Source organism: Thermoactinomyces sp. FSL K6-2592 (genome assembly GCF_038006465.1).
Lineage (GTDB): Bacteria > Bacillota > Bacilli > Thermoactinomycetales > Thermoactinomycetaceae > Thermoactinomyces > Thermoactinomyces vulgaris.
Genome location: NZ_JBBOVH010000001.1, coordinates 1,325,456 through 1,347,754 on the forward strand (window position 1 = coordinate 1,325,456; position 22,299 = coordinate 1,347,754).

General features: G+C 48.4%; 12 protein-coding genes and 1 pseudogene. 11 read left to right on the forward strand and 2 right to left on the reverse strand.

Annotated elements, in window-relative coordinates:
• Window positions 1-14: 14 nt before the first annotated feature.
• The 9 genes and pseudogenes from NYE37_RS07025 (at window position 15) to NYE37_RS07065 (ending at window position 7,971) form a co-directional block, all read left to right on the forward strand.
• Window positions 15-194, forward strand: a complete 180-nt coding sequence (locus NYE37_RS07025) for an aspartyl-phosphate phosphatase Spo0E family protein (protein WP_037996443.1) — start codon at window positions 15-17, stop codon at window positions 192-194.
• 125 nt (window positions 195-319) lie between these two features.
• Window positions 320-580: a YlmC/YmxH family sporulation protein gene (locus NYE37_RS07030; RefSeq protein WP_231564622.1), complete on the forward strand. Its 261-nt coding sequence runs from the start codon at window positions 320-322 to the stop codon at window positions 578-580.
• An 89-nt stretch (window positions 581-669) separates the two neighbouring features.
• Window positions 670-1,569 carry a dipicolinate synthase subunit DpsA gene (dpsA, locus tag NYE37_RS07035; protein WP_121874434.1) on the forward strand — a complete coding sequence of 300 codons (900 nt, stop codon included), beginning with the start codon at window positions 670-672 and terminating at the stop codon, window positions 1,567-1,569.
• Window positions 1,566-2,168, forward strand: a complete 603-nt coding sequence (locus tag NYE37_RS07040; RefSeq protein WP_037996444.1) for a dipicolinate synthase subunit B — start codon at window positions 1,566-1,568, stop codon at window positions 2,166-2,168. The genes dpsA and NYE37_RS07040 overlap by 4 nt, the downstream gene beginning before the upstream one ends.
• Before the next feature lie 81 nt (window positions 2,169-2,249).
• Complete coding sequence (locus NYE37_RS07045; RefSeq protein WP_037996505.1) at window positions 2,250-3,284, forward strand: aspartate-semialdehyde dehydrogenase; 1,035 nt, start codon at window positions 2,250-2,252, stop codon at window positions 3,282-3,284.
• Window positions 3,285-3,305: 21 nt separating this feature from the next.
• A complete protein-coding gene (dapG, locus tag NYE37_RS07050; RefSeq protein WP_037996446.1) occupies window positions 3,306-4,535 on the forward strand; it encodes an aspartate kinase in 1,230 nt (409 codons plus the stop codon).
• Between the two features lie 15 nt (window positions 4,536-4,550).
• The gene (gene dapA / locus NYE37_RS07055; RefSeq protein WP_049720212.1) at window positions 4,551-5,420 is read left to right on the forward strand and encodes a 4-hydroxy-tetrahydrodipicolinate synthase; all 870 of its coding nucleotides are present in this window, start codon (window positions 4,551-4,553) and stop codon (window positions 5,418-5,420) included.
• A 166-nt stretch (window positions 5,421-5,586) separates the two neighbouring features.
• A complete protein-coding gene (locus tag NYE37_RS07060; protein WP_268983075.1) occupies window positions 5,587-7,260 on the forward strand; it encodes a ribonuclease J in 1,674 nt (557 codons plus the stop codon).
• 155 nt (window positions 7,261-7,415) lie between these two features.
• Window positions 7,416-7,971: pseudogene (locus NYE37_RS07065) on the forward strand (AAA family ATPase).
• A 109-nt stretch (window positions 7,972-8,080) separates the two neighbouring features.
• Here NYE37_RS07065 and NYE37_RS07070 read toward each other — a convergent pair.
• Entirely contained in the window at window positions 8,081-9,328 is a 1,248-nt protein-coding gene (locus NYE37_RS07070) for a GH25 family lysozyme (RefSeq protein ID WP_052186787.1), read from the reverse strand.
• A gap of 310 nt (window positions 9,329-9,638) precedes the next feature.
• On the opposite strand from NYE37_RS07070, the gene NYE37_RS07075 reads away from it, so the two are divergent.
• Window positions 9,639-9,866, forward strand: coding sequence for a hypothetical protein (locus NYE37_RS07075; protein ID WP_037996451.1), 228 nt, complete (start codon window positions 9,639-9,641; stop codon window positions 9,864-9,866).
• A gap of 83 nt (window positions 9,867-9,949) precedes the next feature.
• On the opposite strand, the gene sugE is transcribed toward NYE37_RS07075, so the two are convergent.
• Entirely contained in the window at window positions 9,950-10,273 is a 324-nt protein-coding gene (gene sugE / locus NYE37_RS07080) for a quaternary ammonium compound efflux SMR transporter SugE (protein ID WP_037996453.1), read from the reverse strand.
• A 381-nt stretch (window positions 10,274-10,654) separates the two neighbouring features.
• Between sugE and NYE37_RS07085 the strand changes: the two genes are divergently transcribed.
• Window positions 10,655-22,243 carry an amino acid adenylation domain-containing protein gene (locus NYE37_RS07085; protein ID WP_340712047.1) on the forward strand — a complete coding sequence of 3,863 codons (11,589 nt, stop codon included), beginning with the start codon at window positions 10,655-10,657 and terminating at the stop codon, window positions 22,241-22,243.
• The last annotated feature ends 56 nt before the right edge of the window (window positions 22,244-22,299 follow it).

Genomic DNA, 22,299 nt, shown 5'->3' on the forward strand with positions numbered 1-22,299 from the left:
GAGAGGTGATCTTCATGTCCGAGCGGCATCGGATCAGAAGGTTACAGGAGGAAATGGAACATCTCCGCAAGGAATTGTACCAATTGGTGAACGGTGAACCCGAACGATTGATGGATGCCCGTGTTTTGCCTTTATCCGAGCAATTGGATGTACTGATTTTGGAAATGCAAAGGATCCGATTGGAACATCGTTAAATAAAGAGGATGAACGCCAAATCCGAAAGTCCGGCAAAGCCTGCCGGGCTTTTTGTTTTTTATAAAAGTGTTGACTGAATCATATGGATAAAGGGAGAGAAAAAATGGAACGTCGGGGGGGAAGGATGTTGCGCTGGAGTGAACTGGCAGAAAAGGAATGCATCGATTTGGTGGGAGGAGAACGGTTGGGGGATTTGTTGCATGCAGACATGTCGTTTGATCCGCAAACCGGAAAAATCCATGCCATCTTGTTACCGACGGAATCTTCCTGGTTTAAAAAGAAGCACAGGTTTATGGAATTGACGTGGAGCATGATCCGGAAAGTCGGGCCGGAAATGTTGATCGTGGATTCGTTGGACCGGAAATCTTCCAAAAAACAATTTTGACAGAAGGGAACCGAATTTCATTTTTTTTCATATGATGCAAACAGATGTTGATCATGGTAAGGATTCTTCCGGGGAAAGGAGTGAAGAAAATGCTGACAGGCAAACATGTTGTCTTCCTCGGTGGAGATGCACGGCAATTAGAGGTGATTAAAAGCTGTACAGAGATGGGAGCCCGGGTTTCATTGGTCGGATTTGACAATTTGCAAAGTCCGGTCAGCGGGGCTTCGTTAAAGGAGCTTTCGTCTGATTTGTTAGAGACGGCGGATGTTTTGGTGCTCCCGATCATTGGGACCGATGAAAAAGGGCAAATCAGCAGTGTTTTTACGTCCAAAAAATTGTTTCTGACCCCGGAGTTGTTTCAATCTCTTCCAAAACATTGCCTCGTTTTTGCCGGGATGGCCAAGGAGTATTTGCGAAAGTTGTGCCGGGATTTCGGGCTTCAACTTATTGAACTCTTAAACCGGGACGATGTGGCGATTTACAACTCCATCCCGACAGTGGAAGGTGCGCTGATGATGGCCATCCAACACACCGACATCACCATTCACGGTTCCGAAAGCATTGTGCTGGGCATGGGAAGATGCGGATTGTCGCTGGCCCGTGTGCTTCATGCGATTGGAGCCCGGGTGAAAGTCGGGGTGAGAAGTTCCGAGCATAAAGCCCGCGCATTTGAAATGGGGATTCAGGCGTTTGATACATCCGAATTAAAAGACCATGTGAAAAATGCGGATTTGATTTTTAACACCGTTCCGTCCTTGATCATTGATTCAACCGTTTTAGCCAACGTGCCTCATGATGTGGTCATCATTGATCTGGCATCCAAACCGGGAGGCGTGGATTATCCGTTCGCTGAAAAAAGAGGAATCAAAGCCATCTTGGCACCCAGTCTGCCGGGAATCGTGGCTCCGAAAACAGCCGGACAAATTTTGGCGGAGACCATCACCCGGATCATGAAAAATGAGTTATTCAGGGAGGGAACCGTTCAGTGAATTTTCAAAACTTGACGATCGGCTTCGGCATGACGGCATCCCACTGTACGCATGATGAAGTGCTCCCGCAAATGAAAAGATTGGTGGAACTGGGGGCAAACGTGATTCCGGTGATTTCCCATACGGTGGCGACGGTGGACAGCCGGTTCGGCACCGCGGAAGATTGGAAGAAAAAAATTAAAGAAATCACCGGTCGGACCCCGTTGATGACCATACCGGAAGTGGAACCGTTCGGTCCTGAAAAAAGTTTGGATTGTTATGTGATTGCTCCCTGCACCGGCAATTCCCTGGCGAAACTTGCCAATGCATTGACAGACAGCCCGGTTTTGATGGCGGCAAAAGCGCAAATGCGCAATCACCGGCCGGTGGTGGTGGCCATTTCCACGAACGACGCACTCGGCTTAAATGCCGTCAACCTGGCAAAATTGCTGGCAGCCAAAGACATTTATTTTGTTCCGTTTGGCCAAGATGCTCCCGAAAAAAAACCCAAGTCCATGGTCGCACGAATGGAATTGATCCCGGAAACCTGTCTTGCCGCCATCGAAGGGAAACAGTTGCAACCATTAATAGTTGAAAAATACCGCGACTTGACTTCATAATAGAAAAGAGCTCGGATAGATGATTCATTCGTCCCCCGTTGATGAGATACAGGGGGCTCACTTCATATGGGAGGGGACTTCATGAGTGCAAAGAAATATCATGTCGCAGTGGTAGGAGCAACCGGAGCTGTCGGGCAAGAAATATTGAACACCCTCGATGCAAGAAATTTTCCTGTCGAAGAATTGCGCTTGCTTTCTTCCAAACGTTCCGCAGGCAAAAAAATCACATTCCGCGGTCGGGAAATCACGGTTCAGGAAGCAGTGCCGGAAGCATTTGAAGGCGTCGATTTCGCTTTATTCAGCGCCGGCGGCAGTGTGAGCAAGGCATTGGCAAAAGAAGCGGTGAAACGCGGGGCGGTTGTTGTGGATAATACCAACGCCTTTCGAATGGATCCGGAAGTCCCGTTGGTGGTTCCGGAAGTGAATCCGGAAGCGTTGGATCAGCATAAAGGAATTATTGCTAATCCCAACTGTTCCACCATTCAAATGGTTGTTGCATTAAAACCGTTGGCGGATCGGTACGGAATTGAAAGAATCATTGTCTCGACATACCAAGCCGTCTCCGGTGCGGGATGGAAAGCGATCAACGAATTGGAAGAACAGACGAAAGCCGCGATGGCCGGTGAAGAAGTCCAAAAAAATGTTCTTCCCGTGGGCAAACTTGACAAACATTATCAGCAAGCGTTCAATGTGATTCCGCAAGTGGATGTGGCGGAAGAAAACGGATTTACACTTGAAGAAATGAAAATGGTGCGCGAAACGAAAAAAATCTTCGCGGATGATTCCATCGGCGTGACCGCCACTTGTGTACGGGTCCCGGTTGTACGGGGGCACAGTGAATCGGTTTATGTGGAATTAAAATCGGATTATGATCTTGATGAAGTCCGAACCCTCTTAAATGATGCACCGGGTGTGGTGGTGCAGGATGCGATTGAGGAGCAGATTTATCCCATGCCGTTGGATGCATCCGGCCGGACGGAAGTGTTTGTCGGACGTCTCCGTCGCGATTTGACCCATCCGCGCGCGCTCAATATGTGGGTGGTTTCGGATAATCTTTTGAAAGGAGCCGCAACCAACACGGTTCAAATTGCAGAAACTTTGATTGAAAGAGAATGATCATAAAGAGAAGGGATAGGCATGAGCATTATTGTACAGAAGTTCGGAGGAACCTCCGTGGCAACCGCTGAACGGCGTCAACGTGTCCTTCGTCATATTTCCAACGAGCTGGAGAAAGGAAACAAACTGGTTGTCGTTGTTTCAGCGATGGGAAGAAAAGGGGAACCATACGCAACCGATACATTGCTCGGTTTGATTGATCAATATGATCAGCAGATCCTTCCCCGTGAAAAAGATTTGTTGTTAAGCTGTGGAGAGATCATCTCTGCAGCTACCCTGTCCAGCATGCTGACCCAGGCAGGGATCCGGAGCTGTGTATTGACCGGTGGACAAGCGGGGATCATTACGAACGATCAGCATACCAATGCCCAGATTATCACCGTCAATCCCAAACGCATTTTGCATGAACTGGAAAACAACCGGGTCGTTGTCGTGGCCGGTTTCCAAGGGCAAACAACCGATGGGGAAATCACCACATTGGGACGCGGCGGCAGCGATACCACCGCAACGGCGTTGGGAGCGGCTCTTGATGCCGAATATGTAGATATTTTTACAGATGTAGAAGGGATTATGACGGCTGATCCAAGAATTGTCGAGGATGCCGCCCAATTGGAGCAGGTCACCTATGTTGAAATGTGCAATCTCGCTTTTCAAGGAGCCAAGGTGATTCATCCCCGGGCCGTGGAGATTGCCATGCAAAACAGCACCCCGATTCGGATCCGTTCGACCATGTCAGATCATCCGGGAACGTTGGTGACACACCGGAGCGAAATTGACCGGTTGGTTCGGGAAGTGCGGGAAAACACCATCATCGGGGTGACCCAGATGCCCAATGTGACTCAGGTGAAAATCCGGCTGAGACAAGGGCAATACCATACACAGTTGAAAGTTTTCAAAGCGATGGCGGATCATGGGATCAGTGTCGATTTTATCAGCGTCAACCCGAGCGAAATTGCCTATACGGTTTATGATGATCTGGCGGATCAGGCGGAACAAATATTATATGATCTGGGACTGGAACCGGAATTATCCAGAGGTTGCAGCAAGGTATCCGTTGTCGGTGCAGGCATCGCCGGCGTTCCGGGCGTGATGGCCAAAATTTCGGAAGCACTGACGGAAGAGGATATTCAAGTGTTGCAATCAGCGGATTCCCATACGACCATTTGGGTGCTGGTCCATGGAAAAGACATGGAGAAAGCTGTGCGTGCTTTGCATAAAAAATTTCATCTGAATAAACTCTACTGTTCATAAAGGAGGGAAGTGAGGATGTTGTTTGGCCGATTAATCACGGCGCTGTTTACGCCGTTTACCGAAAAAAACGAGATTGATTGGCCCTGTTTGGAAGCCAATATCGAGCGTTTGATCGAGGACGGGAATGATTCAATTGTTGTTTCCGGAACGACCGGAGAGTCTCCCACCCTGACCCTCTCCGAAAAGCTGGAATTATATCGTTTTGCCAAAGAAAAAGCAAACGGCCGGATCAAAGTGATCGCAGGGACCGGAAGCAATAACACCCTGCAAAGCCTGGAATTGACCAAGAAAGCGGAGGAAATCGGCGTCGACGGGGTGATGCTGGTCGCCCCCTATTACAACAAACCGTCGCAGGAAGGGTTGTATCAGCATTTCAAAACGATTGCCGAATCGACTTCACTGCCGGTGATGCTGTACAATGTCCCCGGACGCACCAGTGTCAATATGACGGCTGAAACCATGGCCCGGCTCGCTCAATTGGATAATGTGGTCGCTATCAAAGAGGCAAGCGGGGATCTCAATCAAATCGGGCGGCTGATTTCGGCGGTTCCCGGCGATGTGGCGGTATACAGCGGAGATGACGGGCTCACTTTGCCGATTTTGTCAATTGGCGGAGCCGGGGTTGTCAGTGTGGCCAGCCACCTGGTCAGCCGGGAAATGAAAGAAATGATGGAAGCTTTCTTCTCGGGGGATGTGAAGAAAGCGCAAAGCTTGCACATTCGTCTGCTTCCTGTCTTCCACGGCGTGTTTTTGACGACGAGCCCGGCACCATTGAAATATGCGATGTCGCAAAAAGGCTGGTCGAAACCTTACGTGCGCCTTCCGATTGTGGAATTGTCGGAAGAAGAAAAAAGGAAAACGGATGAATGGTTGAAAGAACTGTGACGGGAACGGACCTGCCTGTGAAAAAACAGGCAGGTTTTTTGTTTGTCATTGACTTTTTTCAACAAAAGATCCGGTTGCATATCCATTTTTTCATCGTATATAATAAGGGACAAGTGGTAATTGTGCGGTTTCAGTTAAAGACAACAGAATATAGGAGGTAAACAGTTTGACAAAAAACCAGCGAGGCAAATTATCCATTTTTGCACTCGGTGGGTTGGATGAAATCGGAAAAAACATGTATGTGGTGCAGTATGAGAACGACATTGTTGTGATTGATGCGGGCTTGATGTTCCCGGAAGAGGAAATGCTGGGAATCGATATCGTGATACCTGACATCACATACTTGGTTGAGAATAAGGATAAAGTACGCGGGATTCTTTTGACGCATGGTCATGAGGACCATATCGGCGGGTTGCCGTATATTTTGCGTCAGCTCAATGTTCCCGTCTACGCCACGAAATTGACGATGGGACTGGTTGAGCATAAATTGCGCGAGGCTCATCTGTTAAATGACACGAGACGGTACATCATCAACGGTAAATCGGAAATCAAACTGGGTTCTACACTGAAAGCGACCTTTTTTTATACAAATCACAGTATTCCTGATTCCGTCGGTATTTGCATTCATACACCGGAAGGAGCCGTTGTTCACACGGGAGATTTTAAATTTGACATGACCCCGGTGAATGGACACGCTGCGGATATCCATAAAATGGCTGAGATTGGAAGAAAAGGGGTATTGTGTTTATTATCTGACAGCACCAATGCGGAGCGCAGCGGATTTACCGGATCGGAAAGTTCGGTCGGTGAAGGGATTAACGAAGTTTTCCGTAAAGCAAAGCAACGGGTGATTGTAGCTACTTTTGCGTCCAATATTCACCGCATCCAGCAAGTGGTGAACGCATGCCATATGTACGGTCGAAAGCTGGCTGTGGTGGGACGCAGCATGGTCAATGTGGTCAATATTGCATCGGAGTTGGGGTATTTGCATGTGCCCTCTGATTTGATCATTGACCTGGATGAGATCAATCGTTTGCCTGCCAATCGGGTGGCGGTGATTTCCACAGGAAGTCAGGGGGAATCGATGTCAGCGCTGACACGCATGGCGAACGCATCTCATCGCAAAGTGGAAATTTTACCCGGTGATACCGTGATCATTGCCGCCACACCCATTCCGGGCAACGAAAAATTGATCGGCCGCACCGTCGATCAATTATTCCGGATTGGGGCGGATGTTGTGTATAGCACGACTTCGCATGTACACGTCTCGGGGCATGGGTCTCAGGAAGACCTGAAGCTCATGCTGAATTTGATGAAACCCAAATACTTTATTCCGATTCATGGTGAGTATCGTATGTTGCGTGCTCACGCCCAACTTGCCGAATCTGTAGGAGTAAGCCCGGAAAACATTTTTATCTGTGACAACGGAGATATGGTTGAAATTTCAGGTGGTCGTGCCCGATACGGGCCCAAGGTTCAGACCGGGAAAGTATTGGTTGACGGTTTGGGCGTTGGTGATGTTGGCAATATTGTATTAAGAGACCGCAAATTACTATCTCAGGACGGAATTTTGGTCGTGGTGCTGACCTTAAGCAAAGAAAACGGCACCATCGTATCAGGGCCGGATATCATTTCGCGAGGCTTTGTTTATGTTCGGGAATCCGAACAGTTATTGGATGAAGCGAACCGGATTGTGGCATTGACCATGGAAAAATGCATGAGAGAACATGTCAGCGAATGGGCTTCGCTCAAAACGAGCATCCGGGATGCATTAAGCAAATTTCTGTTTGAGCGGACCCGTCGTCGTCCGATGATTTTGCCAATTATCATGGAAGTTTAACCGGAGCTAAACCGCACAGAAAACCGCAGCTTTTGAATTTTCAAGGCTGCGGTTTTTTTATCATGTGAAAGAGAAACCGTCTGGTCGAAGTTCATTTATTGTGGATGGGGCGGCAAGCCTTTTTGAAAAATAAACGGGTTGAAAGAAGGGGACGAATGAAATTTGTTTTGATATTCGGGCCGCAGGCCGTCGGCAAAATGACAGTCGGTCAAGAGCTGGAAAAAATCACAAAACTGAAGCTTTTTCATAATCATATGACACTGGAGTTGCTTTATCCGTTTTTTGGCTTTGGTCCTGAAACATGGAGATTATCGGACCGGTTTCGCCAAGAGATCTTTGAAGCGGCGTTGGAAAGTGATTTATACGGAATCATTTTCACGTATGTCTGGGCGTTTGATCAACAAAGAGACTGGGATTATGTTGATCACATTTGTTCCATTTTCGAATCCAAGGGCGGGATTGTTTATTTTGTGGAACTGGAAGCGGATCTTAGTAAGGCTTGAACGGAAGAAAACGCCCCACAGACTTGAACAGAAACCGTCGAAAAAAAATATAACCCAATCGGAACTTGATTTAAAACAGACTGCTGAAAAACATCGTCTGAACTCTCTGAAAGGAGAGATCAGAAAGAAAAACTACATTAGAATAAACAATCCAAATTTGGAAGCTGAAAAAGTCGCCAAAATGATTAAAGACAAGTTTCGGTTATGAGCATGATGCAGCTTTCTTTTCAAAGTATATTTTTATCGGGAGATGATCCCAAAAAGCATCCCGGTTTTCTTATGCAAAAACCGGGATGCTGAAGCCGGTTATTAGCCGATTATTCTTTGATATGGATAAAATTGTCAATCCGGTCGACCGGAACTTGGCGTGTTCCGTAGCCGTGACGGATGTCCCAGTTATACTCTTCGACCGTTACCGTTTTCTGGTCGCTGCTCACTTCGGCGACAAAGGCCACATGGTTGAGGTTTCCTTTGTTCCATTGGGCAACGGCTCCGACTTTTGGAGTACGGGTCACTTTGTAACCGATCTGTCTTGCGTTTTCATCCCAATGCCTGCCGTCTCCCCAATGTCCTTTTTTCCCGTTGGGACCGGTCATGTCATTGGTGAACGGAATCCCGAGATTGTTATTGATGCGCCAAGCGACAAAGGAGACGCATTCCCTGTAATAAAAACCCCATGGGTCCACATCGCCGGGATTGTTGTTCTTAAAAGGGTAATCATCGATCATTTCGTGCTTGGGTTCCGGTTCCGTGTCGGGATCGGGTTCCGGTTCCGGGGAAGGTGCGGGTTCTTTGTCTGAATTTCCTTTTTTGAATTGGAAGCTGATATTGACAGATCCTGAACCGGAGGCGATCAGTTCAACGTGCCAGTCTTTGTCGTCTTCCGGGGATTGTGGCGGGTTGGGCGGTTCTTCCGGCGGGGGGTTGTCCGATCCTTTTTTGCTTTTCAGTGCTTTGAGCGATTTGGCTCTATCCATATCCACGTCCCCCATGATTCCCGAAACACTCCCTTTGTCCGTATACTGCCAGCAGGTGATTTCTTCCCAGCCGCCTGTTGAGGGCAACTTTGGATTGTCCACTCTCCAATGCGCCAACCATAACGGCATGTCCTTCAAACGGTTGTTAAAGCCGTTAAACCGGTTGATATAATCGGGGAAAGTATATAACAGAACTTGTTCGCCCGTTTCTTTTTTGACATGCTCAGCGAAGGCAAGCACCCAATCGGCGATTTCGTCCGCTGTCATATCGGTGTTTTTTTCTTCCAGGTCGAGAACAGGCATGAGATCCAGTTGGTGTTGTTTCAGTTTATCAACAAAGTTCTGCGCTTCTTTCTCTGCTTTTCCTCTTAACAACTTGGCGTAATGATAAGCACCCGCTTGGATTCCTGCGGCCTGCGCCCCTTTTACATTATTGGAGAATTGTGAATCGGTGAATGTTTCTCCCTCGGAGGCTTTGATGAAAGCGAATTGAATGTTTTGAGGATCTTCTTTGACTTTCTGCCAATCAATGACCGATTGATGATGGGAAACATCAATCCCGGTGACACTGCCAAATTGATCAGACATGCCATCCACCCCTTAAAGATGATGATCAAAGTCCCCCGGGTTCCGGTTGAAAAACGGTTTTGGATGTGGCGGTTGAACCCCCCTTTTTTCATATTCCACATTTAATTATACCAAAAATAGAGAAAATTCTATATATTTTTATATTCGTTCGGCGCCGGAATATGGGGAATTTTGTTTGGAAGTGCCGGCCGATGCGATCTTTAATCATTAAAAATTGGTGAACTTATTCAAACGGATTATGTAAAAGGGATGAGATTTGATATAATATCCATCAATTCTTGTGATTGATGTTCGATTGGGAGGGTAAAAATTGCTGCAAGAACCAGATTTGATGAACTCACTCGTCATACCAGTGGCTGTTGAATTGTTGATTTTCATTATCAAGGCATTGGTGGTGACACTGTTTGCCGGTTTCTTTGTAAAACGATACCTGGCACCGCTGGTAAGAAAGGATCAAAAACCGGCTGAGCCGCGTGTTCCGGCCGGTGAAGACAAGGAAAGCAATGAAGAAGAAGTGTATGACAAAAAAGAAAGCTGATTAACGGAGTGAATAAAAAACCGTATCCTGTTCAAGGATAACGGTTTTTTTATTTTGCGCGGCTAAGAAAAAACGGCTTTTTGCTATGAACCGGCGGATGTCACTTTCAAGCCGACGATTCCGGTCAGAATCAGGAACAAAAAAAATAAACGCATCCAGTCATGGGGTTCATCAAACAAAAAGATCCCCATCACTGCCGTGCCCAAAGCGCCGATCCCTGTCCAGACCGCATAGGCGGTGCCGATGGGCAGAGCTTTGAGGGCGAGGGACAAAAAATAAAAACTGAAGATCATTCCCGCAATGGTGACAAGGGATGGAAACCACCGGGTGAATCCTTGAGTGTATTTAAGTCCGATGGCCCATACCACTTCAAAGATTCCGGCGATGATCAAATAAGCCCATGCCATGGAATCTCCTCCTCCCGTCAAAACGGAATGTCTGGATTCATACTCAATTAGTATAACAATTTTCAAATCAAAAGCAATCTCTTTCGATATCCGGAGTGCAATGAGAAATTTGTATGAATCAGGAAGGAGAATTCAAAGTGATGGAAAAGAATTAGTATGATATTTCATAATTCCCAAATGCTGTATATTTAAAAATATAAGTATACCATTTTTTTAAAGGATACATACCTCGGTATTATAAGTGAAATACCTGCATCTTATCCTAAAAAAACATTTTTTATTAATATAATTTTATATTATATTTTGTAATTTCATGATTGTCTCATTGACAAGAGGTGGATGTTTGGATAAAATGAGTTTTGCCTTTTTAAAATAATTGAAATAGATTATAAGTTTTATATAAATTGGAGGTTAATCATGACAAAGGCAAATGTTAAGGAACGATGGAGTGAGCACAGGAAGTATTATGATGAATGGTTAAGCGGCTATGACGGGGGCGTGTTCATTCCCGCCAGGAAAACATGGGCCGGCAAAGAAAACATGAGGGACAAGACCGAAGCAACGGAGCATTATGAAATCAGACTGAGCCGGTCCGTCACGGAAAGTTTTTATGCGTTATCCAGAAGGTATCAAGGGGCTTTGTCTTCGTTGCTTCAAGGGGTATGGGGCAGTTTGTTGTTGAGATACAGCGGAGAGAAAGAAGTTTTGTTTGCATTTGCCGACCATTCCGGAAAGAAGGTTTCTGCTTGCGATCCGGAAATCCGATTGCTCCGTGTCAAAGATGATTTTCAAACCTTTCACCAGCTCTTTCAACATTTATCTGAAACGAATGTCCATTCTGATTTTTATTTATTTCCGCTTTCCAAGTTTCATGAAGCGACGGGGATGGAAGAAAAAGCCTTGGACCATCTGGTGGTGGTCGCTGACCGTTCCTATTCCAAGCACGATTTTGAATACCAAAAATGGATCAAAAAATATAAAAGCCACGTTTATGAAATCAAAAAGCATTCGCCCTGGCTTGGATTGATTGTCACCTTTATTCCTGCCAAATACCTGACCATCCGGATATCATATGATCCGAACCGGTATGATGGCGGGTTGGTCCAAGCGACCGGTCATCATCTGAAACAAATCATTGAAAGTGTCACCAGCCAGCCCCGTTTGGAAATTTCCAAGCTGCAAATTGTAACGGCACAAGAAAAGAAATTGTTGAAAAAGTTTAATGAAACAACCCGGGCGTTTCCGGACGGCCAAACGGTACACTGGCTGATTGAGCAGAGGGTCATGAAGTCGCCGAACCGGACCGCCGTTGAATTCAAAGGGGTCAGCCTGACTTATCAGGAGTTGAACAGGCGTGCGGATCTGTTGGCGATGGCATTAAGGGATCACGGGATTGAAAAAGGGGATATTGTGGCCATCATGGTCCCGCCTTCTTTGGAAATGATCGTGGGGGTTTTGGGGATTTTGAAAACCGGAGCCGCTTATTTGCCGGTGGACCCCAATTATCCCCCGGAGCGGGTTTCGTATATGTTAAGCGACAGCCATGCCAAAATGTTACTGTCTTTGAAAACGGCGTCCGGCGATTTGGCGGCGGATGTCCCGGTATTTGATTTGGCGGGAATGGATTGGAGTGTAACCAGGGAAGTGCGCCCCTTGCCATCGACGGTCCGGCCCGATGATTTGGCTTATGTGATTTATACATCGGGTTCCACTGGAAAACCCAAAGGTGTGATGATCGAACATTCTTCCTTGGTTAACTTGGTTTATTGGCATAATCAACAATTTCACATCACCGAAAAAGACCGGTGCACCAAATATGCCGGTTTTGGATTTGATGCTTCCGTGTGGGAGATTTTCCCGCCGTTGGTGGCCGGGGCGACGTTATATGTCATTGAAGAGGAATTGCGTTACGACATCCGGCAGCTCAATGATTTTATGCAGGAAAAAGGCGTAACGGTAAGTTTTCTGCCGACGCAGGTGGCAGAGCAATTTATGGAGCTCAAAAACCATTGCTTAAAAACCCTGCTGGTCGGTGGAGACCGGCTGCAAAAAGTGGTTCCGCAAACGTATCAAATCGTGAATAACTACGGGCCGACGGAAAACACCGTTGTCACCACCAGCGGGACCGTCCGTCACGGCGAACCGGTCATGATTGGAAAACCCATTGCCAATCACCGTGTTTATGTCTTGGATCAAAATCACGAGTTGCAACCGATTGGCGTCCCCGGGGAGTTATGCATCAGCGGGGCCGGTTTGGCACGCGGTTATTTGAACCGGGACGACCTGACATGGGAAAAGTTTGTCCCCAATCCCCATGAACCTGGTGAAATCATGTACAAAACCGGCGATTTGGTCCGTTGGCTTCCGGACGGGAGGCTCGAGTTTTTGGGGCGGTTGGATGATCAGGTGAAGATCCGTGGATTCAGGATTGAGCTGGGGGAAATCACACAACGCCTCATGGAATATCCTTTGATTCAAGATGCATTGGTCTTGGTGCAAAAGGATGAATACGGCGAAAATCGGCTGGTCGGCTATTTCACGGCGCGGGAAGGATGGGAGGAAGAAGACATCCGCAAACACTTGGCGCAGGAATTGCCCGACTTCATGATTCCATCCCATCTGATTCATTTGGAAGCTTTTCCGCTGACTCCCAACGGAAAAGTGGATAAAACAGCCTTGCCGTTGCCGGAAGCGGAGGTCGCCGCCACCCGGGAGATGGTGAAAACCACCGATGAGACTGAACAAACGTTGATCCGGCTTTGGAGAGAGATTTTGCACGTGGAGCCCGGAACCGGGGACCATTTCTTCCATTTGGGAGGGGATTCCCTCAAGTTAATGCGCCTGGTGTCAAGAATCCGGGAAGAGTTTCAGATTCAGCTTTCGATTCAGGCTTTGTTTGAAAATCCGGTTTTACGGGAAATGGCCGTTCAAATCCGGAAAGCGGAAGGGAGAATCCCGGATGAATGGGAGGGGGCAGAGGAAAAAGAGTATTATCCGGTGTCTTCCGTCCAAAAACGCTTGTATGCAGTGGAACAGATGGAAAACATCGGCACCACTTACCACACACCGGTGCTGTTGGAATGGAAGGGAAATGTTGACACAAAGCGGTTAAAATCGGCGGTGGAACAATTGGTTCAGCGGCATGAGGCGTTGCGGACTTCTTTTCACTGGGTGGATGAAGAACTGGTGCAGAAAGTTCATGCCGAAGCAGAGATAACGTGGGAGATGTTCCACGCGGATTCGGAGGAAGAAGTCAAACGGATTGCCGCAGATTTTATCAGGCCGTTCGACTTGGGACAAGCTCCTTTGCTTCGTGCTGCCCTGATTCATGCCAAAGAGAGCTGTTACCTGTTGTTGGATATGCACCACATCGTTTCGGACGGAATCTCGGTGGAAGAAATCTTGTACCGTGAACTGGGTGCGCTGTATCAAGGACAGGAGCTTCCGCCGCTTTCCAAACAATACAAGGATTATGCCTTGTGGCAACAACAATGGCTAGGTTCGGAAGAGTGCCTTCGCCGCAAAGAGTATTGGCTCAAGCAGCTGGAAGGAGAGATTCCGGTCCTTGAATTGCCGGCCGATTATCCGAGGTCCCCGGTTCAGGAGTTTGCCGGAGATAAAGTTTCTTTTGAAGTGAAACCGGCATTGGTGGAACGCCTGAAGCAAATCGGGCAAAGAGAAAATGCCACCTTGTTTATGATGCTGTTTTCGGCATACAAGGTGTTGATTTCCAAACTGTCAGGACAAGAAGACATCATTGTCGGAATCCCGGTGGCCGGACGTGCAAAATCCTGGATGGAACCGGTTTTCGGAATGTTTGTCAATACCTTGCCGCTTCGTTCACAGCCCAAAAAGGAACTTTCTTTTGCCGGTTACATGCAACAAGTCAGAACCCGGGTGCTGGGAGCTTATGAAAACGGCGATTATCCGTTGGAAGAAATCATCGGGGCGTTGCAATTGGAGCGGGACCGGAGCCGCAATCCGCTCTTTGACACCGCGTTTGTTTTGCAAAACATGGAGGAAGCCGCCGTCCGGATTCCCGGAGCGGACGTGAAAAGTGTGCCGTTGCCCTGGAAACAATCGATGTTTGACATGACATGGGAAGCAAAGGAAGAAGCTGACACCGTCCGCTTTCATGTGGAGTATTGCACGCGTCTTTTTGAACGGAAAACGATTCAACGATATATCCGATCCTTTTTATACATTTTGGAACAAATCGCCAAGGATCCGGGGCAGTGCCTAGCAGACGTGGAATTGCTCCCGCCGGAAGACCGCCATCAGCTTGTCACCGAATTTAATCGGACGGATGCTCCTTATCCCGGAACGAAGACCATTCAGCAGTTGTTTGAGGAGCAAGTGCTGAAAACGCCGGATCGGCCGGCGGTCAAAATGGGCGATCAAGTCCTGACTTATCAAGCGTTGAATGCAGAAGCCAACCGGATGGCCCGTTGGTTGCGGAAACAAGGGGTCACCAGGGGAAGTGTCGTCGGTTTGATGGTGAACCGTTCCCCCTTGATGATGGTCAGCCTGTTGGCGATTGTAAAGGCGGGAGGAACTTATTTGCCGATTGATCCCGAATATCCGGATGAGCGGATCCGGTTTATGCTGGAAGACAGTCAGGCATCCATGTTGTTGGTGGAACCCGGGATTTCCGCTCCCGTTTCTTATCAAGGGACGGTGGCCGGATTGTCTCCGGACGTTTGGAAAGATGAGGATCCCGGAAATTTGCCGAATATCAACGCCCCGGAAGACGTCCTGTATATCATCTACACTTCCGGTTCCACGGGTACGCCCAAAGGCATCGAAACCATGCACTATAACGTGATCCGGACCATGTTTAATAACGGATATATCGAAATGGATCCTTCGGATCGCGTGTTGCAATTGTCCAATTATGCTTTCGACGGATCGACTTTTGACATTTACATTTCGTTGTTGCACGGAGCGCAACTCACCTTGGTCTCCACAGAAGCTTTATTGGATTTGAATCAATTATCCCGGCTGATCCGGGAAGAACAAATCACGGTCACTTTTATCACGACGGCGTTGTTTAACACCCTGGTTGACTTGGATTTGGAATGTTTGCGAAACGTCCGGAAAATTTTGTTTGGCGGGGAAAAAGTCTCCTTTTCCCATGTGAAAAGAGCGGTGGAGTTTTTGGGTGAGGACCGCGTTGTTCATGTGTACGGGCCGACAGAAACCACCGTGTTCGCTACCTATTGTCCGGTTGGGTTCAAGCATATCGAGCGGGGAATTATTCCGATCGGGAAACCTCTCCATAACACCCGGCTTTATGTGCTGAATTCCGAGAACCAATTGCAGCCGGTCGGGGTGCCCGGCGAACTGTGCATCAGCGGAGACGGGGTGGCCAAAGGATATTTGAACCGCCCCGAACTGACGGAAGAGCGGTTTGTACGGGAGCCTTTCGCACCGTACGGGCGCATGTACAAAACCGGCGATTTGGTGCGTTGGTTGCCGGATGGCACGATTGAGTATTTGGACCGTTTGGATGATCAGGTCAAAATCCGGGGACATCGCATTGAATTGGGCGAGATCCAACGGAAGTTGCTGGAGGAAGAAGCGGTCCGGGAAGCCTTTGTGATGATGGACCGGGATGAAAAAGGGCAATCTTACTTATGCGCTTATTGCGTGGCCGAAGGTGAAATCGATGTTTCCAAACTGCGGCAAAACTTGCAGAAAAAACTGCCGGATTACATGGTGCCCGGATATTTTGTCCAAATGGATTCGCTGCCGTTAAATGCCAATGGGAAAGTCGACAAACGCGCATTGCCAAAACCGGATTTGCGCAAGGCAGTTTCGGCCGGATATGTGGAGCCTTCAACGGAAACCGAAGCCTTGTTGGCCGAAGTGTGGAAGGAAGTTTTGGGGGCCGAACGGGTCGGAATCCATGACAATTTCTTTGAGCTGGGCGGTGATTCAATCAAGGCGATCCGGATTGCGGCCCGGTTGAACCAGCAGCAAATGAAACTGGAAACCAAGCAGTTGTTCCGTCATCCCACGATCGCGGAACTCGCTCCTTCTATCCGGCGCGGTGTCTCCCGGATGGAGGAAGAGGAAGTGGTTTCCGGCGACGTCCGGTTGACTCCGATTCAAAAATGGTTCTTCTCCCTTCAATCCGAGGAGCCGCACCACTTTAACCAAGCCATGATGCTCTTCTCCGGTGAAGGATGGAACCCGGCTTGGGTCGGTCAGGCATTCCAGGGGTTGGTCCGGCATCATGATGCGCTCCGGATGACGTATGATTTCACAAACGGTGAAATTAAACAGACGAATCAACCCTTGGAACATCAGGCGTTTACCTTGGATGTATTCGATTTGACCGGATCGGAACCGGCAAACATCGAAGCATATGCGAACAAGCTGCAGAAGGGGATCGATCTAAAAAACGGCCCGCTGGTCCGGTTGGGGGTTTTTCACACCCGTGAAGGGGATTACTTGCTGATGGTGATTCATCATTTGGTGGTGGACGGCGTCTCCTGGCGCATTCTGTTGGAAGATTTCCAAACGGCTTATGATCTGGCATCCAAACATGAGGAGATCCGGTTGCCCCAAAAAACCAGTTCCTTTAAAACTTGGGCAAAACAACTCTTTCAATTTGCAAACAGTAAAAAGATGTTGAAAGAAAAAAGTTATTGGAAGCGGGTTTGTTCACAAACCGTGCCGGCTTTGCCCAAAGATGAGGAATGGACCGGGGAAAAACTCCATCGGGACATGCGGGAGATCGAATTGGAGCTGGATGAAGAGCTCACCAGGAAACTGCTGACCCAAGCACATCAGGCTTATCACACGGAAATGAACGACCTGTTGTTGACCGGACTTGCGTTGGCTGTTCATGAATGGACGGGACAATCGAAAGTGGCGCTTCATCTGGAAGGACATGGCCGGGAAGAATTGTTTGACGGTGTGGATTTAAACCGGACAGTGGGTTGGTTTACCACCATGTATCCCGTTGTTTTCGAGCTGAATGAGACGGAGTTGTCCCGTGTGATTCCAAGCGTCAAGGAAACGTTGCGCCATGTTCCGGAAAAGGGAATCGGTTACGGAATCCTGCGTTATCTGACCTCTTTGGACCACAAACAAGACTTGTCCTTTGCGCTCGAACCGGAGATCAGCTTTAACTATCTCGGGCAGTTTGAAAAAGAAGGATTGGGATTTGGCTCCATATCCACTGGAGACTGGTTCAGCCCGCTGACGCCGGAACCGCATGTGCTTACGTTTAACAGTATGGTGGCAGACGGCAAATTCAAAGTCCGGGTGGGATACAATCACCGTTTCTTCCGCAGGGAAACCATTGAGACGGTGGGACGCCGCTTTTTGGAACATTTGACCCGGTGTGTCCGTCACTGTTTAAAGCAAGCTGAACCGGTTCGCACACCAAGTGATTTCAGCGCCAGGGATCTGTCGATTCGTGAACTGGAACAGATTTGTTCGGTGTTGGATCCGAAGAACATTCATGATATTTATCCGCTCTCTTCTTTGCAAAAAGGGATTTTGTTTCATGCGATCCAAACACGGATCCAATATTTTGAGCAGTTTTACATCGATTTGGACGGAGAAGTGGACTTTGCCGCTTTTGAAAAGAGCTTGGATGATTTGGTTCAAAAGCATGATGTGTTGCGAACGGTTTTCTTGTACCAAAAATTGAATCAACCGTTCCAGACCGTGTTGAAAGAGGTTGAAGTTCCGTTCCGGTTTGTGGATTTAAGCCATCAATCCAAAGAGGAACAAGAAGCTTTCTTAACCCGGTTTAAACGGGAGGACCGGAAAAAAGGGTTTGCCACCTTGCATGAGCCGTTGATCCGCTTTGCGTTGTTCAAATTGGGCGATCGACGTTACCACTTTGTGTGGAGTTTTCACCACATCTTGTTTGACGGCTGGTGCATCGGCCTGTTGTTGGAAGATTGGCTGGACATGTACCGGGCGCGGATGAAGCATGCCACGCTCAAAGTGGAAAAAATGGCTCCTTACCGGGATTATATCCGGTGGCTGGAAGAACAAGACCATGAAGAAGCCAAAGCGTTCTGGAGAGATTATTTGCACGGTTATGAACAGACAGCCAGCGTTTTGAGCAAAGGCATCGGGAGGAAGACCGATTTTGAACTGGAAAAGAAAGAGGTCAGTTTCCGCCTTCCCCGCCATTTGAGCGACCGGTTGTCGATGTTGGCGCAAAAATATCATGTGACACCGAGTACGTTCTTCCAGGCGATCTGGGGAGTGTTGTTGCAGAAATACAACAATACGGATGATGTTGTGTTCGGAACCGTGGTATCCGGAAGGCCGTCGGACCTGCCGCAAGTGGAAAAAATGGTCGGGCTGTTTATCAATACGGTCCCGGTGCGGATCCGCCGGCAGGAAAACGAACCGTTCTCCGAATTGTTGGTGCGGACCCAACGCGAAATTCTGGAGGCGGAAAAAGCCCATTATGCGTCGTTGGCGGAGATTCAGGCCAACACCCCATTGTTTAATCAGCTGTTCGATCACATTATGGCCTTTGAAAACTATCCGCTGGACATGGAGGCTTTAAAAAGCAAAGAGAAAGATCTCGGATTTTCCATCGCCGGTTTGGATGCGTTTGAACAGGACAGCTATGGGTTGGGATTGATCATTTACCCCGGGGACGAATGGTTGATCAAGCTGAAGTATGATACGGAAGTGTATACAGAGTCCGACATGCAGCATGTGATTTTGCATCTGCAAACCTTGATGGAACAAATCATGGAGAATCCGGAAACGCCTTTGGACCGGTTGGAAATTGTCTCGGAAAAAGAGAAACAGCAATTGCTTGTGGACTTTAACCGCACAAAGACGGACTATCCGAAACAAGCCGTGATTCAGCAGTTGTTCGAACAACAGGTGAATAAAACCCCCGATCACCCGGCGCTGGTTTACAAAGAAGAAGTCTGGACTTACAAAAAGTTGAATGAACAAGCCAACCAACTGGCGAGAAATCTCCGCAACAAAGGAATCGGCCGCGAACAGATTGTCGGGATCATGATGAACCGGTCGCCGGAGTTGATCGTCTCCATTTTGGCGGTATTAAAAGCCGGTGGCGCATATCTCCCCGTGGATCCGGATTATCCGGCCGGGCGAATTCAGTATATGTTGGAGGACAGCCAGGCCAAATTGTTGTTGGTGCAGCCGGGATTGCAAGTGCCGGCCGGTTACCGGGGGAATGTTTTGGTGATCAGCCCGTCACTGATGAGGGGAGACGCCTCCGATTTGCCGGTCATCAACCAGCCGGGCGATCTGGCTTACATGATCTATACCTCCGGCTCGACGGGAAAACCCAAAGGGGTGATGATTGAGCACCGCAACCTTTGCAATCTGGTGCAAATTGCCCAACCTTACGAGATCCGTGAGCACAGCCGTGTTTTACAGTTTGCATCCATCAGTTTTGATGCATCGGTTGCCGAAATCTTCCCCACCTTAACCGTCGGGGCGACCCTGTATCTGGAAGAAAAAATGGTGCTCTTGAATGACCTGGTGAAATATTTGAAAGAAAAAAGGATCAGCAATGTGACATTGCCGCCGTCGGTATTGCAGTCCGTCCCGCATGAAGAATTGCCGGATCTGGAAACGATCATCAGTGCAGGCGAAGCATGCAGCCCGGGGGTGGCTGGTAAATGGGGAGCCGGCCGCACATTTATCAATGCCTACGGGCCGACGGAAGCGACGGTATGCACGACCTACGCCAAGCTTGACGATTCTTCGGATAAAACACCGATTGGAAAGCCTTTTTTCAATCAGCAGGTGTACATTGTCAACAAAGACCATCAACTGCAGCCGGTCGGGGTTCCCGGTGAACTTTGCATCAGCGGGGAAGGGCTGGCCAGAGGTTACTGGAACCGTCCGGAGTTAACTGCGGAAAAGTTTGTGGAAAATCCGTTTGTCCCCGGGACGAAAATGTATAAGACGGGGGACATGGCAAGGTGGCTGGCGGATGGAAACATCGAGTATCTGGGCCGGTTTGATGAACAGGTGAAAATTCGCGGACACCGGGTGGAACTGGGCGAAATTACAGACCGGTTGCTGAAACACCCGAGTGTGGAGAAAGCCGCGGTGGTGGCGCAGACCAATGAAAACGGGACGTCGTATTTGTGTGCTTACTTCACGGCCAAGGATTCCTGGTCGGTTCCGGAATTGCGCCGGTATATGATGGAAGAGTTGCCTGAGTACATGGTTCCTGCGTTTTTTGTGGAACTGGAACAACTCCCGCTGACCCCCAATGGAAAAATTGACAAGAAAGCGTTGCCCAAACCGGACGGGATGGTTCAAACCGGTAAGAAACACACTTCACCCACCAATGAAGCGGAGAAAAAGCTGGTTCAAATCTGGAAAGAAGTGCTCGGTTTGGAAAGGATCGGGATTCATGATGACTTCTTTGAACTGGGCGGGGATTCGATCAAAGCCATTCAGATTGTATCCCGGTTGCATCAATGGGATTACAAACTGAAAATCAACGACCTGTTCGACCATCCCACCATTTATGAACTGGCACCGTATGTACAAACGGTCGAATCGGCGGATGATGAGGGGATCGTCGAGGGGGAAGTCCCGCTGACCCCGATCCAGCATTGGTTCTTCGAGCAGGAGTTTATGAATGCCCATCATTGGAATCAATCGATGATGCTTTATCATCCGGATGGCTGGCAAAAAGACCGGGTGCATCAAGCTTTCTCCAAGCTGGTGGAACATCATGACGCGCTGAGAATGCGCTTTGAGCAGGATGGCGAAAAATGGGTGCAGATCAACCGGGGTTTGGCAGAAGGGGAGTCTTTCAACCTTTATGAATTTGATTTGCGGCATGTCAACGATCCGGAATCGCACATTAAGTCCATGGCCAATGAATTGCAGCGGAACCATGATTTCAACCAGGGCAAATTGATCCAATTGGGATTGTTTAAAACCTGCCAAGGGGATCATTTGTTGATCATTCTTCACCATTTGCTGGTGGACGGTGTGTCGTGGCGTATTCTGCTGGAGGATTTTGCAACCGCCTATCAACAGGTTTCCGCAAACCAGGAGGTTGTTTTGCCCAAGAAAACCACATCTTTTAAAAAATGGAGCAAAAAGTTAACCGACTATGCCGATTCACCACAAGCCTTGTCCGAACTGAATTATTGGAAGCAGGTGGAAAATACGGATGTTCCGGCCCTGCCGAGGGATTTCACCCTGCCGACAGAGCGGCGCCTCATGGATCACGCCACCATCAAAGTGGAACTGACCGAAGAAGAAACGAAACAATTGCTTACCGAAGTGCACCATGCATACCATACCGAAATCAATGACCTGTTGTTGACCGCACTGGTCTTGGCTGTCCGCAAGTGGACGGGGCAGGAACGGGTGGCCGTCAATCTGGAAGGGCACGGCCGGGAAGAGATTGTGCAAGATGTGGATTTAAGCCGCACCATCGGTTGGTTTACGACGGCGTTTCCGGTTGTTTTTGATCTGGATACAGACCATGAAGGGGATGCCATCAAGCAGGTGAAAGAGCAATTGCGGAAGATTCCCAATAAAGGAATTGGTTACGGGATTTTGAAATACCTGACTTCCCCCGTAAAAAAAGAAGGGATGACCTGGAACCTGAAACCGGAGATCAGTTTCAACTATTTGGGGCAGTTCGATCAGGAAAATGAAGACCAAGGGTTCCAAATTTCCCCGATGCCGACGGGCGATGAGTTCAGTCCGTTGTCGACCAGCCCTTATCTGCTGAATATTTACGGTAGAGTGATGGATCAACGATTGGAGATGAACTTCCAGTATCATCAGCATGTTTACCGTTTCGAAACCGTGGCCCGTTTGGCGGAAGAGTTTGTTCGTCAGTTGCGCCGGCTCATCGGGCATTGCGTATCCAAAGAAGAAGAAGAATGGACCCCCAGTGACTTTAGTTCCAAAGATTTGACGTTTGAGGAGCTGGAGGATATTTCCGACTTGCTTTCCGATTTGTAAACGCCATGCCAAGAGTCCTTGCACGAAGGGCTCTTGGCTTAACATCCTTGTCTGAC